Genomic DNA, 13,459 nt, shown 5'->3' on the forward strand with positions numbered 1-13,459 from the left:
CCGCTCCCCGGCGGCGCTCCCGGCCACCCCGGCCCCGCCTCCCCCCTCCGGCTCCCCGCCGGCCGCCTCCGACGGCGCCTCGGCCAAGCTCTACTTCCTGGCCTGGGACCGCGCCCACGACGCGCTCGTCGACGCCTACAAGGCCAAGAAGGATTGTCGCCCGTCCTACGAGCTGGTCGCCGAAGCGCTCCGGCACCTCAAGGCGAAGCTCTCCGGCGAGAAGGCCGACAAGCTCCAGATCTACCTCGACTATTACGCCGGCATCCACGAAAAGACCCGCGGCTTCACCGCGCTGCCCGAAAAAACGACCGAGAAGGATATCGTGGACGAGCTGGACGTCGCCGCCCGCGTGATCCGCAAGGAGTTCAACCCCGAGAAGTAGTCGTGATCCGCACGCTCGCCGCCCTCCTCGTGGCCGCCCTTCCCCTCCAGGAAGACCTGGAGAAGCGCCGCGACGCGCTGGCGGCCCGCCTGGAAGCGGTCCGGGGCCTGCGATTCAAGACGCCGCTGCGCCTCCGCGAAGGCACCCGCCGCGAATACGCCGCCTATGTCCTGGACAACGCCCGCCGCGCCTACGGAGGCGACCTGGCCGCGGCTGAAAAGGGACTCAAAGCGCTCGGCTTCTTCCCGGCGCGCCTGCGCCTGGACCTGGCGCTGACCCTCCACGCCGGACTCGGCGTCAAGGTCTTCTGCTCCGGAGGAGAGATCATCCTCCTCGACCGCCAGGCGGGCGACGAGTGGATCCTCAACAAGATGGACCTGGGCCTCGTGGATCAGCATTTCGCCCCCGACGTGGCCCCCACCTATGACGCCCAGATGGCCTTCGCCGCCCTGCGTCTCGGCGACGCCGAAGTCGTCAAGCACCGCCTCCGGCATCCCGAGAAGTTTCCGCCCGGCTATCGGGACGACGTCGCCCGCGAGGTCGAAACCTGGGAACGCGAGGAAAGCCGGCTCGCGTCCATGGTGGTCCCGCGCTTCTTCGTCCGCTCGGGGGACTTCCCGTGGCGCCGAGGAGCCGTCTTCGCCCTGACGCTCCACGAGGAGGGCGGTTTCCGCAAGCTCGACGAGGCCTTCGGCCGCCCTCCCGTCTCGACCGAACAGATCCTGCACCCCGAGAAGTACTTCCAGGGCGAGGCTCCGGTGGAGATCGACGGCGCCCCCGCGGAGGCGTTCCTGGCCGCCCGCGGCTATCGGGCGATCTACCGCACCGTGCTCGGAGAGCTCGGCGCGACGCTCTTCCTCGAGACCCATCTGCCGCGGCGGGAGGGCCCCGTCGCCGCCGGAGGGTGGGCAGGAGACACGCTGGTCGTCTTCGAAAAGGACGGCGCCGCGCCTCTTGTCCTCTGGGCCACCGAGTGGGACACGGAGGCGGAAGCCGCCGCGTTCGAGAAGGACGTCGTGGAGGCCCTGCGCGCCTGGGGGGACCCGCCCGCGGGAACGGTCCGTTCCGCCGCGCGCCGCAAGACCTCGGTTCCGATTCTTCTTTCGGTGCCGGACGACCTGTCCGAAAAGCTCCTCGAGGAAGTCTGGAAGAGCGCGCGCCGCCGCGGCGCGCGGCGGGACACTTACGGAGAATGAAAACCCGGGCGATCTACCGTCGCCAGGCGGAGTACTTCCGCCGCGCCTACGAGACGGGCGTACACGGCTGGCCCGTGGAGGGCGCCACGCCGCAGGTGGCCCGGCTCCTGTCGTCCCTGGGACCGGGCCGCGGGCGATCCGCGCTGGACCTGGGCTGCGGCGAGGGGCGGCATACGATCCTCCTGGCCCGGCGCGGCTGGACGGTCACGGCGCTCGATCTGGAACCCCTGGCGCTCCGCAAGGCGCGCGAGGCGGCGCGGCGGGCGGGCGTGCGGGCCCGGTTCGTCCGCGGCAATGCGCTCGACTTGACCTTCCCCGGGGACTCGTTCGATCTCGTTCTGGACTACGGCTGCTTTCACCATATCGTCCCGGGCGACTGGCCGCTCTATCGCCGCCAGGTGGCGCGCGTGCTGACGCTGGGGGGTCATCTTCTTCTGTCGGTCTTCTCCACGCGGTTCCGCCATCATCCGGGGGAGCGGCGGACGCGCCCCTGGCTCGTCCACCGGGGCCATTACGACCGCTTTTTCACGGCCCGCAGCCTCCGCGGCGCGATGGCCCCCGAGTTCGCGCCGCGCCGGCTTCTCGAGGAGCGCGAGGGCCTCAACGGATTCTGGCACGGCCTCTTCCGCAAGGTCGAACCGGACCCGCCGCCGGACCGTTGAGAAAAGGAAGACGGAACACAATAACCTTGCAGGGTTTTTCCGGGGGCCTATAATGAGCGCCATGCATCGCGCGCTTGCCGCCCTGTTCGCGCTTTCGGCCGGGGCGCTCCCGGCCGCCGCCCAGGACGTCCTCAAGTTCCGCGACCCCAAGACGCCGGACATGCCGTGCGAGGTCTTCTCGCTCACCTACAAGACCGTCGAGTTCGAGCCCGCGGCCGCGCCGGGTACCCGGCTCAAGGAGGACGCCAAGAACATTCTCACCATCATCCCCGACCCCAACCGCAAGACGTTCGACTTCGCCCACGCGGAGCAGGCGTACAACGGCGGCGAGCTGGAGGAAGCCGCTCAGAGGTTCGAACGCGTCCGCCGCGACCCCCGCGCGCCGGATCTTCTGCGCCAGCTGGCGGCCATCTCCATCGTCCGCTGCTTCTGGGCGCGGGACAACATCCCCGGCGCCTTGGCGGCCATCAAAAACCTGCGCCAGGACCGTCCGGACAGCTTCTTTCTTCTGGAATCCTACGACTACGAAATCCGCTGCCACCTGGCGCGCCGGGATGAAAAGGCGGCCGCGCAGGCCCTGGCGGAGATGGAAGCCAAGGGCAAGGAAGGGCTTCCGGAGTGGACCAAGCTGGCCGAGGTGCGCCGCGGCGCCGTCCTGGAGCTCCAGGGCCGCCCCCGCGACGCGCTGGCCGTCTACCGCAAGTACGTCCGGGACCGCGACGTAAGCGAGGAAGCCATCCTCGGGGAGCTTCGCTGCCTGCGCGAACTGGGCGACTGGGGAGGCCTGAACGGGAGAGCGCAGCAGCTTCTCGATGAACTTCGGGGCCGAAAGGACGCGCCCGCCCGTCTCCTGACCGGGGTCTACAACGCGCGCGGCGAGTTTCTCCTCAACGGCGGCCGCGTGAAGGACGCCCTCCTCGATTTCATGCAGGGCGTGGCCGTCCTCAACCGCGGCGGGGAGACGAGCCGGGAGCACGAAACGGCGCTGGCGCGCGCGGCGTTCTGCTGCGCGAAGATCGCCGCCCAGGAGAAGGACAAGGCCAAAAAGGACCTCTACCGCTCCCGCGCTCAGGAGCTTCTGGCCGAGCTGGAACGCACCTACCCCTCGTCGGCGCTCCGTTCCGAAACGGCCAAGGCCATCCAGGAAGCCCGATAGGGCGAGCTACGCCCGGCCGTCGAAGGACGTGCCCGCCCGCTTCTCCGCCCAGACGAGAGCGTGTCGCTCCGTTCGCTCCCGGATCCAGGCGGCGGCGATCTCCGGCGTGGGCCACCCTCGGGGCCAGCGCGGCTCGCACCGGATCCAGCCGCGCGCCCCCGGCGCTGGCGGACCCGATTCGGGCGTCTCGGCCAGCCCCAGACCCGTCTCCCACCGCAGGCCGCCCGGCCGCGCGAATCCCACGAGCTCGATCCCGCCGGCCGCCCGGAAGCCGCCCGCACCGGACACCTCGAACACGCACCCCTCCGGCGTGATCACCAGCGCCTCCGCCCGCGACCCCAGCGCCGCCCGGGACCCCAGACAAAGGCCGTCGGATCGTACAATCCTTCCCTCCGCGTCGCACCGGAACAGCCCTTCCCGCAGGTACCGCCGCCCCCGGGGCGTCTCCAGCGGAAGAAACCCTTCTCCCAGAACCTCGAGGAAAAAGGAAGAATGGCGCGATACCGGACCGGGCGAAAGAAGAAGAGGGCGGAGCGCCCGGCGGAGCGCGGGCGTCCGATCGGCGGGCGCCGTCTCGACGAAAGCTTCCCCCAGGGAAACCTCCCGCGTTCCGCCCGCCGCCCCCGAAACGGCCTCGACGCGGGTCGATGCCCCGTGGATCCCGGCAACGGGAGCTATCGTTTCCTGCATTCCACCCCAGCCCGTCCCCCCGCCTCCCCTTTCATTTTACGGCAAAACAGGGGCGGGTCCCGCAGCGGAATCGGAGGGAACGCCGGAGCGGTCAGTACAGCTTCTGGACTTTGGCGCCGGGGAAATAGTACTCGAGGATCTCCACCGCCGTCTTTCCATCCCGCGCCATTTCGTACGCGCCCACCTGGCAGAGGCCCGCGCCGTGGCCGTATCCGCGGCCCCAGATCGCGATCGCGTCCCCCCGGTCCTCGATCCGGTCCCACAGCGTGCTCCGGAACCGCGACGGTCCGAGGGCCCGGCGAAACTCGTTCTGGGCGTGCAGGCGGACGACCCGGGACGAATTCTCCAGCGACACGGCGACCTCGAGCGCATGACCGCCGGGCAGGGTCTTGGTCACCTCGACCGACTTGATGCGGGCGTTCTGAAGCCCGCGCGGGAGGCACTTTTCCGCGATTTCCGCCTTCGTCAGAACGACGGGCTCTTTCCACCGATGAACCGGGCGGCGGATGCAGTATTCGCACGGGCGGCCGCCGAGGGGAGGGATGCGATCCGTCTCGTCGGCCATGATCTCCCAGGCGGGCTCCGTGGCTCCTCCGCAGGAGCTCGAATAGAACGTCCGCACGAGCCGCCCCTCGTAGACGAGGAACATCCCGCGGGTCTCCTCGACGAGCCGGACCGCCAGATCCGTGGCGCGCTCCAGGCCCCCGTAGACCTGGGAACGTTCGTCGTCGTAGAGATCGAAGCGCTCTCCCTTCACGCGGCGCAGCCGCTCGAGGCGCTGTTCGTGCACGGCGTACGTCCGCGCCGCGATCACCTGCGTCTTGAGCGCCTCCACCCCTTCCGAGAGGCTCATCTCCTTGCCGACGACGCCCTTGAGGTATTCCTCGAGGTCCACCTCGTTGGCCAGGACGAGCTTGCGGTCCGGAAGCGCGTGGATGAGGAGCGCGCCCGGGTAGCGCACGACCGTGGCCCGCGTCGGGTTGCCCCGAAGGTCGCGGAAGTATTCGACCTCGAGGGTTCCGTCCGCGGCCGGGACGACGGCGATCGGATTTTCCTCGAAGCGCGAGCGTCCGACATACAGGCCGTCTTCGGCGCGCACGACGGACCAGGCCAGCTCGTCGCCCGAGGCCAGGACCTCGCCGCGCGCGCGGATCTCGTAGGGACCGCGCACGGCGATGCGGACTGAAGAATCCCGCAGGCAGCGGCTGAGGCCCACCTGAAGCGTGGGCGGGGCGACGACGGAGCCGACGCCCATGTCCTCGCGCACCGGCCTTCCCGCTCCGCAGGCGTGGACGAGAAAGACCCCCCAGAGCCCGAGGAAGACGGCGACGGCGTGCAAAACGGCGTGGCGTTCCATCTCCCTCTCTCCGCTTCCGTGCCGACCCGCCGGGGTTCCGCGCCCGGCCGTTCCGGAGACAGGGACGGACCCTGCGGATCGGGGCATCTCAATTCTATCCCGTTCCGGCCCGAAATCAACGTCGGGCCCATACTCAATCCATTGAACCCACCCGCGGAACGTGGTCCAATAGGGCCCATGCCCCGCAAGGCCCGCGCGCGCCGCACGGCGCGCTCCAAGGTCGCCCCCGCCGCCGAACCCCCGCCCGACGTGATGCGCCTGGAGGAGGAAAACCGCCGGCTGCGGGCGCGCCTGGCCCTCGTCGAAAGCGCCCGCGACGGCGCCGTGGCGGAGGCCATCCTCCGCCTCCACGAGCTTTTCCGCGAATTCAACACGCTCGACCTTGACCGCATCGGCCTGGCGGCCACGCGCAAGGCCGCCGCCGTCCTGCGGGCGCGCCGGTCGTCGCTCTACCTCTACGACTACGGAACCCGGGAGCTCGTCCTCCTGGCCCATACCCACGGAATCCCCATCGCCGAACGGGTGCCCGTCGCCAGGCCCGCCCGCACCGTCATGGCCCACGCCCTCGAGGGGCGCGAGACGCTCGTCGCCGAAGACCTGGACGCCTATGCCCGGGAACGCGCGCTGTCTCTCGACCGCCCCTTTGCCGCTCAGTACGCCACCCCGTCCTGCATCTGCGCCCCGCTCCTGACCGCCAACTTCATCGTGGGCGTGCTCAACTTCGCCGACAAGGAAGGGGATGCGCCCTTCGACCCGATCCGCGACCGCGCCCTCGTCGAGCAGTTCTCGAGCGTCCTGGCCATGGCGATCCGCAACTGCCGTCTCTTCAAGGAAGTCCAAAGCCAGGCCCACACGGACGCCCTCACGCGCCTGGGCAACTACCGGGCGTTCCACGAAACTCTGCGGTCGGAAATGCACCGGGCCGCCCGCTACGACCGGCCGCTCGGTTTGATCATGCTCGACATCGACTCGTTCAAGGAGATCAACGACCGCTACGGCCACCAGGCGGGCGACGCGGCGCTGGCGGAGCTGGGACGCCTGGTCCGCGCCTCCATCCGGCGCGAAGACGCGGCGGCGCGCTACGGCGGAGACGAAATCGCCGTCATCCTCCCCGAAACGCGCCCGCAAGGGTGCCTCATGGTCGTCCAGCGCCTCATGGCGGCCGTGCGCAACCACGCGTTCCACTTCGAGGGAAAGCGCCTCCCCGTCACGATCAGCGTGGGCGTGGCTTCGTTCCGGCCGGACATGACGATCACCCAGTTCGTCCGTGCCGCCGACCAGGCGCTCTACCGGGCCAAGCAGCGGGGGCGCAACCGCTTCGAAACCGCGGACGAAACAGCCCCGGCGTGATCCGCCCTCAACGCCCCGCCAGATCCCACACGAGGATCGTCGAATCCCCCGCGGCGGTCGCCGCCCGCCGCCCCTCCGGCGAGAAGGCCGCCGCGAAGATCCGCCCCTCGTGCCCCTCCAGGACGCGACGCTCCTGACCCGTCGCGGCGTCCCACAAACGCACGGTGCGGTCCTCCGCCCCCGTCAGGACGAACCTCCCGTCCGGCGACACGGCCACGGCCTCCGCGTCGTCCCAGTGACCGTAGAGCGTCCGATGAGGCTTGCCCCGCTCCAGGTCCCAGAGAACGACGCCCGGCTCTCCGCCCGCCGCCGCCAGGAGCCGACCGTCCGGAAAAACCGCCAGGGAACGCGCCGCGGCGCGGGCGCCGCCGAACCGGCGGCTCTCGCGACCCGTGGCGGCCTCCAGCACCCGGAAGCCCCCCGCCGAATCGGCGACGACGAGAAACTTTCCGCCCGGAACGAACGCCACGGGGCCGGGAACCTCCTCGAACGGCCCGGCGGTCCAAAGCGCCTCCCCCCGGACGGGGTCCCACGCGCGCACCGTGCGGTCGGCGCCGGAGGTGACGACCGCCCTTCCGTCCGGCGCGGCCGCCAGGCCGGCCACGCCGTCCGCATGCGCCTTCCAGGCGCCCCCCTCCTTCCCCGTCTCCAGGTCCCACAGCCGCACCTCGCCCGCCGCGTCGGCGGACGCCAGCCTGCCGCCGACGGGAAGAAAGACCGCGGCGCGAAGCTCCGCCGCGTGGCCCGCCAGGGTCCTCCGGGAGGCGCCCGTTCCCGCGTCCCAGAGACGGATCGACCGGTCCGCGCACCCGGCGGCGATCGCGCGGCCGTCCGGCGAGAAGGCGAGCCCGGCCACGGCGCCGCCTCCCTCGTGCGGTCGGAGCCGCTCCCGCCCCGTGGCCGCCTCCCACACGCGGACTTCCCCGCCGCCCGTCCCGGCGGCCAGAATCTTTCCGTCCGGCGAAAAGGCCAGCGACCCGACGCCGAGCGGGGAAACCGGCCAGGTCCCCTCCGGCCGGCCCGAAGGGACTTCCCAAAGGCGGACCGTTCCGTCCTTGCCGGCCGAAGCCGCGCGGGCGCCGTCCGGCGAAAAGGCCACTCGATGCACGACGCCCTCGTGGCCGCGCAGCTCGGCTTCGGGCGTTCCCTCGGCGACCTTCCAGAGACGGACCGTGCCCTTCCAGGTTCCCGCGGCCAGCCGCTTCCCGTCGCGCGAGAAGGCCAGGCACTGGACGGCGCCGTCCGCGTCCCTCCATGTCTTCAGAAGACGCGGCAGCGCCGGGTTCCAGAGCCGGATCGTCCCATCAAGCCCCGCGGACGCCAGGACCGCGCCGTCCGGAGCGAACGCCACCGCCGAGACGTTGCCCTCGTGACCGCGCAGGGCGGCGCGCTCCTGGCCGGTGGCGGCATCCCACACGTAGATCGCGTCGTCTGCGCCGGCGGAAGCGGCGAGCTTTCCGTCCGGCGAGAAGGCCACGGACCAGACGTGCTCCTCGTGCCCGTAGAAGCCGCCGACTTCCTGCCCGGAAGCGGCGTCCCACAGGCGGACGGTCTTGTCCTGCCCGGTGGTGGCGATCCGTTTGCCGTCCGAAGACCAGGCCAGGGCGAACATCCGCCCGCGGTGCCCCTCGACGAGCAGGAGCCGCTTGCCCGTGAGCGCGTCCCACACGCGCAGGGTGCGGTCGTGGCTCGAGGAAGCCAGGCGGGCGCCGTCCGGCGAGAACTCCAGGCCCACGACGGGGGCGTCGTGACGCAGGCGCGCGGTGCCGAGGCGCAGGGACGCGCCCGCGGGAAGAGGGTCCCCGGCCGCATCGGTCCGCTCCTGAGCCAGGGCGAGAGAAAGCGCGAGGACAAGCACCTCTTTATCTTACGCCGGGCCGCCCGGCTACTCCACGTAGCTGACGACGATTTCGGTCTGGCCCTGCGAGACGATGTCGAACTCGCCGAGCTGAGCGGGGATGAGGTACGTCTCGCCCTTCTTGAAGGGCTGGGAGGATTTCTTCTTTTCGCCGAAGAGGTACTTGCCCTTGCCGGACACCACGGTATGGACGACGCTGCGGGCGGGGTTGGCCTTCTCGGTGATCTTCTGGCGTCCGAGCTCGATCGATTCCATGGTGAACTTCTCGCACTTGATGAGGAGCTTGCGGCGGTAGGGGTATCCGGGGATGCGCGACGGCTTGTACTTGGAGACGCCCATGGAGTAGAAGTCCGTCACCCCCATGGCTTTCTCGACGTCGAGCGGGCGCGGCTTCTTGTTGAAGCCCACGCGGCCCCAGTCGGTCAGCCGGTAGGTCGTGTCGGAATTCTGCTGCACTTCGAGAAACACCACGCCGCCGTAGGCCGAGTGGATCGTGCCGGGGGGAATGAAGATGACGTCCTGCTCCTTGACGTCCATCACGTTGAGGCACTGCTCGATCGTTCCCTTCTTGAGGTGCTCGCGGAACTCCGCGACGGTCGTGCCCGGGAGAACGCCGCGGATGACGCGGGCCTCCTTGGGGGCGTGGAGGATGTACCACGCCTCCATCTTTCCGACGCCTTCGCTCTCGTACCGCTGAGCGTAGTCGTCCGAGGGATGAACCTGAAGGGACAGGCGGTCGTGCGCCGCGATGAACTTGACGAGGAGGGGATAGCGGCGGAACCGCATGGCGTGCTCGTCGCCGAGAAGGGACCGGCGGTATTCCTGGAGAAGCTCGTCGAGGGTCCAGCCCTTGTAGGGCCCGTTGGCGACCACGCTGACGTCGCCTTCGCGGTGGGAGAGTTCCCAGGACTCCCCGACGCGGCGGCCGGCGCCTTTCTTGCCGAGGACCTTGGCCAGCTCCGGCCCGCCCCAGATCTTTTCCTTGTAGATTTCCTTGAAACGCAGCGGATAGAGGGGGAGGGGCCGATCGGGCATGCGGGGATTCTAGGGAGGGGGCGAAAGCCTGTCAACAAATGAGCCCGCGCCCGAGGGCGCGCGCTTCCCGGTTTTCCTTGACTTCGCACGCCGCCGGCCGTATAGAATGCGGTTCTCCGAATGAAGACTTGGGCTGCCGGCTTCGCGTACGCGTACTGGCCCCGCTGAAGGCGGGCTCGGCAGCTCCGTTACCGACCTAAGCTTCGCGAGAACCCGCCGCCAACCCCGGCGGGTTTTTTTGTCGGATGACGACGATCAAGGTGGAACTCAAGCCGGTGGTCCGGGAGATTCCCGCGGACCTCGAGACGCCCGTTTCGGCGTTCCTCAAGCTTCAGGGGAACGGCGCGCGGTTTCTTCTCGAATCCGTCGAGATGGGCGAGAACCTCGGGCGCTATTCCTTCATCGGCCTGGACGCCCTCAAGAACATCAAGGTCTTTCCGGACCGGATGACCGTGGAGGAGGCCGGGAAGATCGAGACCCTTGCGCTGGAGAACCGCAACCCGCTCGAGATCCTGCGGCAGATCCTGGCCCCGCTGGCGATCCGCCACGCGGGGCTGCCGGGCCTCGTGGGGGGCGCGGTCGGATACATCGGATACGACTTCGTGCGCTTCCTCGAACGGCTCCCGAACCGGCTGCCCGACCCGCTCGGGCTTCCCCTCTGCAACTTCTACCTCGCCTCCACGATGGTCATTTTCGACCACGTGAAGCACAAGATGCTCCTGGTCACGGTGGCCCAGGAGAATCCTCACGGGAAGCTCGCCGAGGTGTGCGACCTCCTGCGCCGTCCGCTCGGACCGGAATGGACCTCGCCGCGCCCGGCTCCGCGGCGCGCGGAGTTCGTGTCCGAATTCCCGGCCGACGAATTCCGCGCCGCGGTTCTCAAGGCCAAGGAGTACATCCGGATCGGGGACATCTTCCAGGTGGTCCTCTCCCAGCGCGCCCACGGGGAGATCCACGTGGATCCCTTTCAGGTCTACCGCGCGCTGCGGATCCTGAATCCGTCGCCGTACATGTTCTTCCTCGATTACGGGGACTACCAGCTCGTGGGCTCCTCCCCCGAGATCCACGCCAAGCTCGCGGGCGACCAGGCGGTGCTCCGCCCGATCGCCGGCACGCGCCCGCGCGGCCGGACCGAGGAGGAGGATCGGGCCCTCGAGCGGGAACTGCTGGCCGACGAAAAGGAACGGGCCGAGCACCTCATGCTCATCGACCTGGCGCGCAACGACGTGGGCCGCTGCGCGCGGTACGGCACGGTCCGCTGCACGGAACTCTACACCGTGGAGCGCTATTCCCACGTGATGCACCTGGTCAGCGAGGTGGTCGGGCGCCTGGCCCCGGGGCAGGACCAGTTCGAGCTTCTGGCCAAGACCTTTCCCGCCGGCACCGTCACCGGCGCCCCGAAGATCCGCGCGATGGAGATCATCGAGGAGCTCGAAAAATCCCGCCGGGGGCCCTACGCCGGCACCGTGGGCTACTTCTCGCTCACCGGGGACATGGACACGTGCATCACGATCCGCACCATGCTCGTCCGCGGCCGGACCGCGTACCTGCAGGCGGGCGCCGGAATCGTCGCCGACAGCGACCCCGAGCGCGAATGGCAGGAGACCTGCAACAAGATGGAAGTGCTCAAGCGCGCGGTGGCGATGGCGGAGGAGGGGCTCTGAAGGACTTGATTCCGTGAAAAAGATTCTTCTCATCGACAATTACGACTCGTTCACCTACAACCTCGCCCAGTACCTGGGGGAGCTCGGGTGCGAGCTCGAGGTCCGCCGCAACGACCGGATCTCGGTGGACGAGGCCCGGCGGCTGGACTTCACGCATCTGGTCGTCTCCCCCGGACCCGGGAACCCCACCCAGGCGGGCGCCAGCAACGACCTCATCCTCGCCTTCGCCGGCCGGCGCCCCATCCTGGGGGTGTGCCTCGGCCATCAGTGCATCGGCCACGTCTTCGGCGGCGTTGTGGAGAAGGCGGAACGCATGATGCACGGGAAGCTCTCGAAGATCTACCACGACGGCCGCGGCGTCTTCCGCAACCTTCCCAACCCCTTCGAGGCGACGCGCTATCACTCCCTCGTCGTGCGCGAAGAAGGCCTTCCGGCCTGCCTGGAGGTCTCGGCCCACACGAGCGAGGGGGAGATCATGGGGCTGCGCCACCGGGAATTCCCGATCGAGGGGGTCCAGTTCCACCCCGAGTCGATCATGACGCGGCCCGGGAAAACCCTCCTGCAGAATTTCCTCGACCTCTCATGATCCTCGACGAAATCGTGGCCTTCAAGAAGCGGGAGCTGCGCCGCGCCCGCCAGGAGCGGCCGCCGGCCGAGCTCAAGGCGCGCATCCGCGGACTTCCCCCGCCCCGTCCCTTCGCGCTGCGCTCGGAGGGGGAGGTTTCGATCCTCGCGGAAATCAAGCGGGCCTCGCCCGCCAAGGGAGTCCTCCGGGCGGATCTGGATCCGGCGGATCTGGCCCGCCGGTACCAGGAAGGCGGCGCCCGGGCGATCTCGGTCCTGACGGACCGCGAGTTCTTCAAGGGGTCGCCCGAAGATCTCGCCGCCGCCCGCCGCGCCGTCGAGCTCCCCGTGCTCCGCAAGGACTTCGTCATCGACGAATACCACCTGTGGGAGGCGCGGGCGATGCGGGCGGACGCGGCGCTCCTCATCGTGAGGATCCTCGATCGACGCCAGCTGGCCGACTATATCGCCCTGGCGCGCGAGGAACTGGGGCTCGCCGCCCTCGTCGAAGCCCACACGGAGAAGGAGGTCGAAACGGCGCTCGACGCGGGGGCGTCGATCGTGGGAATCAATAACCGCGATCTCGATACGTTCCGGGTGTCGCTCGAGACGACGGCGCGGCTGCGGGGCCTGATCCCGCCGTCCGTGACCGTGGTCAGCGAAAGCGGCATCGCCCGGCCCGACGATGTGGCGCTCCTCCGGGCGCTCAAGGTGGACGCCGCGCTCGTCGGGGAAGAACTCGTCAAGGCGGAGGATCCGGCCGCCCGGATCCGCGAACTTCGGGGAGCCCACCATGCCCGTACGGGGAATCCGCGGCGCGATTAACGTCGCCGCCAACACGCGCGAGGAGATCTTCGCCCGCACGCGCGAGCTTCTGGAGGCCATGATCCGGGCCAACCGGCTGCGGCCCCGCGACGTGGCGGCGGCGTTCTTCACCATGACGCCCGACCTCGACGCCGACTTCCCCGCCTACGTCGCGCGGGACATGGGCTGGACGCACGTGCCCATGATGTGCGCCGGCGAGCTGGGCGTCCCGGGGGCGATGCCCCGCGTGGTGCGGATCATGCTTCTGGTCAACACGAACGTTCCGCCGGAGAAGATCCGGCACCAGTACCTGGGAGACACGCCGGCCCTGCGCCCGGATCTGGCGGGCCCGTCCGCCCGCCCGCGCCGCCGGGGCCGCGTCCGTTCGCTCGGAGGGCAGAGATGATCATCGTGATGAAGCCCGGCGCGTCCGTCCGGGACGTGGGCGCCGTGCTCAAGCAGATCGAGGCGCACGGCTTCAAGCCGCACCTGTCCCGGGGGGAGGAGACCACCGTGATCGGCGTCATCGGCGACGAACGCAAGCTCGACGGGGCCAACTTCGCCACGCTTCCGGGCGTGGACCGCGTGATTCCGATCCTCAAGCCCTACAAGCTGGCCAGCCGGGACTTTAAAAAGAAGAACACCGTCGTCCGCGTGGGCGACGTCGCCATCGGCGGCGGCACCTTCACCGTCATGGCGGGCCCCTGCGCGGTCGAGTCCCTGGAACAGACCCTGGACTGC

Annotated in this window: 14 protein-coding genes; 10 read left to right on the forward strand and 4 right to left on the reverse strand. The window is 69.6% G+C overall.

All coding sequences use genetic code 11. The features are described from left to right. The 4 genes from VNO22_00080 to VNO22_00095 form a co-directional block, all read left to right on the forward strand. The coding region (locus tag VNO22_00080) for a hypothetical protein (GenBank protein ID HXG59744.1) at positions 1 to 382 on the forward strand (382 nt) is incomplete at its 5' end. Positions 383 to 384: 2 nt separating this feature from the next. Further along, positions 385 to 1,578, forward strand: a complete 1,194-nt coding sequence (locus VNO22_00085) for a hypothetical protein (protein HXG59745.1) — start codon at positions 385 to 387, stop codon at positions 1,576 to 1,578. Beyond that, the gene (locus VNO22_00090) at positions 1,575 to 2,240 is read left to right on the forward strand and encodes a methyltransferase domain-containing protein (GenBank protein ID HXG59746.1); all 666 of its coding nucleotides are present in this window, start codon (positions 1,575 to 1,577) and stop codon (positions 2,238 to 2,240) included. Before VNO22_00085 ends, VNO22_00090 begins: the two co-directional genes overlap by 4 nt. 61 nt (positions 2,241 to 2,301) lie before the next feature. After that, entirely contained in the window at positions 2,302 to 3,396 is a 1,095-nt protein-coding gene (locus VNO22_00095) for a hypothetical protein (GenBank protein HXG59747.1), read from the forward strand. 6 nt (positions 3,397 to 3,402) lie between these two features. Here the strand turns inward: VNO22_00095 and VNO22_00100 are convergent, their stop codons facing one another. Beyond that, the gene (locus VNO22_00100; GenBank protein HXG59748.1) at positions 3,403 to 4,086 is read right to left on the reverse strand and encodes a hypothetical protein; all 684 of its coding nucleotides are present in this window, start codon (positions 4,084 to 4,086) and stop codon (positions 3,403 to 3,405) included. Between the two features lie 91 nt (positions 4,087 to 4,177). Continuing rightward, complete coding sequence (locus tag VNO22_00105) at positions 4,178 to 5,443, reverse strand: SpoIID/LytB domain-containing protein (GenBank protein HXG59749.1); 1,266 nt, start codon at positions 5,441 to 5,443, stop codon at positions 4,178 to 4,180. Between the two features lie 177 nt (positions 5,444 to 5,620). Between VNO22_00105 and VNO22_00110 the strand changes: the two genes are divergently transcribed. Continuing rightward, positions 5,621 to 6,793 carry a sensor domain-containing diguanylate cyclase gene (locus tag VNO22_00110; GenBank protein HXG59750.1) on the forward strand — a complete coding sequence of 391 codons (1,173 nt, stop codon included), beginning with the start codon at positions 5,621 to 5,623 and terminating at the stop codon, positions 6,791 to 6,793. Positions 6,794 to 6,800: 7 nt separating this feature from the next. Here the strand turns inward: VNO22_00110 and VNO22_00115 are convergent, their stop codons facing one another. Beyond that, positions 6,801 to 8,651: a WD40 repeat domain-containing protein gene (locus VNO22_00115; protein ID HXG59751.1), complete on the reverse strand. Its 1,851-nt coding sequence runs from the start codon at positions 8,649 to 8,651 to the stop codon at positions 6,801 to 6,803. Between the two features lie 27 nt (positions 8,652 to 8,678). Then, the gene (locus VNO22_00120; GenBank protein ID HXG59752.1) at positions 8,679 to 9,686 is read right to left on the reverse strand and encodes a type I phosphomannose isomerase catalytic subunit; all 1,008 of its coding nucleotides are present in this window, start codon (positions 9,684 to 9,686) and stop codon (positions 8,679 to 8,681) included. A gap of 245 nt (positions 9,687 to 9,931) precedes the next feature. Here VNO22_00120 and trpE point away from each other — a divergent pair, with 245 nt between their 5' ends. The 5 genes from trpE to VNO22_00145 form a co-directional block, all read left to right on the forward strand. After that, positions 9,932 to 11,350 carry an anthranilate synthase component I gene (trpE, locus tag VNO22_00125; GenBank protein ID HXG59753.1) on the forward strand — a complete coding sequence of 473 codons (1,419 nt, stop codon included), beginning with the start codon at positions 9,932 to 9,934 and terminating at the stop codon, positions 11,348 to 11,350. Positions 11,351 to 11,363: 13 nt separating this feature from the next. Continuing rightward, positions 11,364 to 11,936, forward strand: a complete 573-nt coding sequence (locus tag VNO22_00130; protein HXG59754.1) for an aminodeoxychorismate/anthranilate synthase component II — start codon at positions 11,364 to 11,366, stop codon at positions 11,934 to 11,936. Beyond that, the gene (gene trpC / locus VNO22_00135; GenBank protein ID HXG59755.1) at positions 11,933 to 12,739 is read left to right on the forward strand and encodes an indole-3-glycerol phosphate synthase TrpC; all 807 of its coding nucleotides are present in this window, start codon (positions 11,933 to 11,935) and stop codon (positions 12,737 to 12,739) included. Before VNO22_00130 ends, trpC begins: the two co-directional genes overlap by 4 nt. After that, on the forward strand, positions 12,708 to 13,124 hold the full coding sequence (gene aroH, locus VNO22_00140) for a chorismate mutase (protein ID HXG59756.1): 417 nt from the start codon (positions 12,708 to 12,710) through the stop codon (positions 13,122 to 13,124). Before trpC ends, aroH begins: the two co-directional genes overlap by 32 nt. Then, on the forward strand, positions 13,121 to 13,459 hold a 339-nt coding region (locus VNO22_00145), incomplete at its 3' end, for a 3-deoxy-7-phosphoheptulonate synthase (protein HXG59757.1). The genes aroH and VNO22_00145, both read left to right, overlap by 4 nt.

It is taken from the genome of Planctomycetota bacterium, from assembly GCA_035574235.1.
Classification (GTDB): domain Bacteria; phylum Planctomycetota; class MHYJ01; order MHYJ01; family JACPRB01; genus DATLZA01.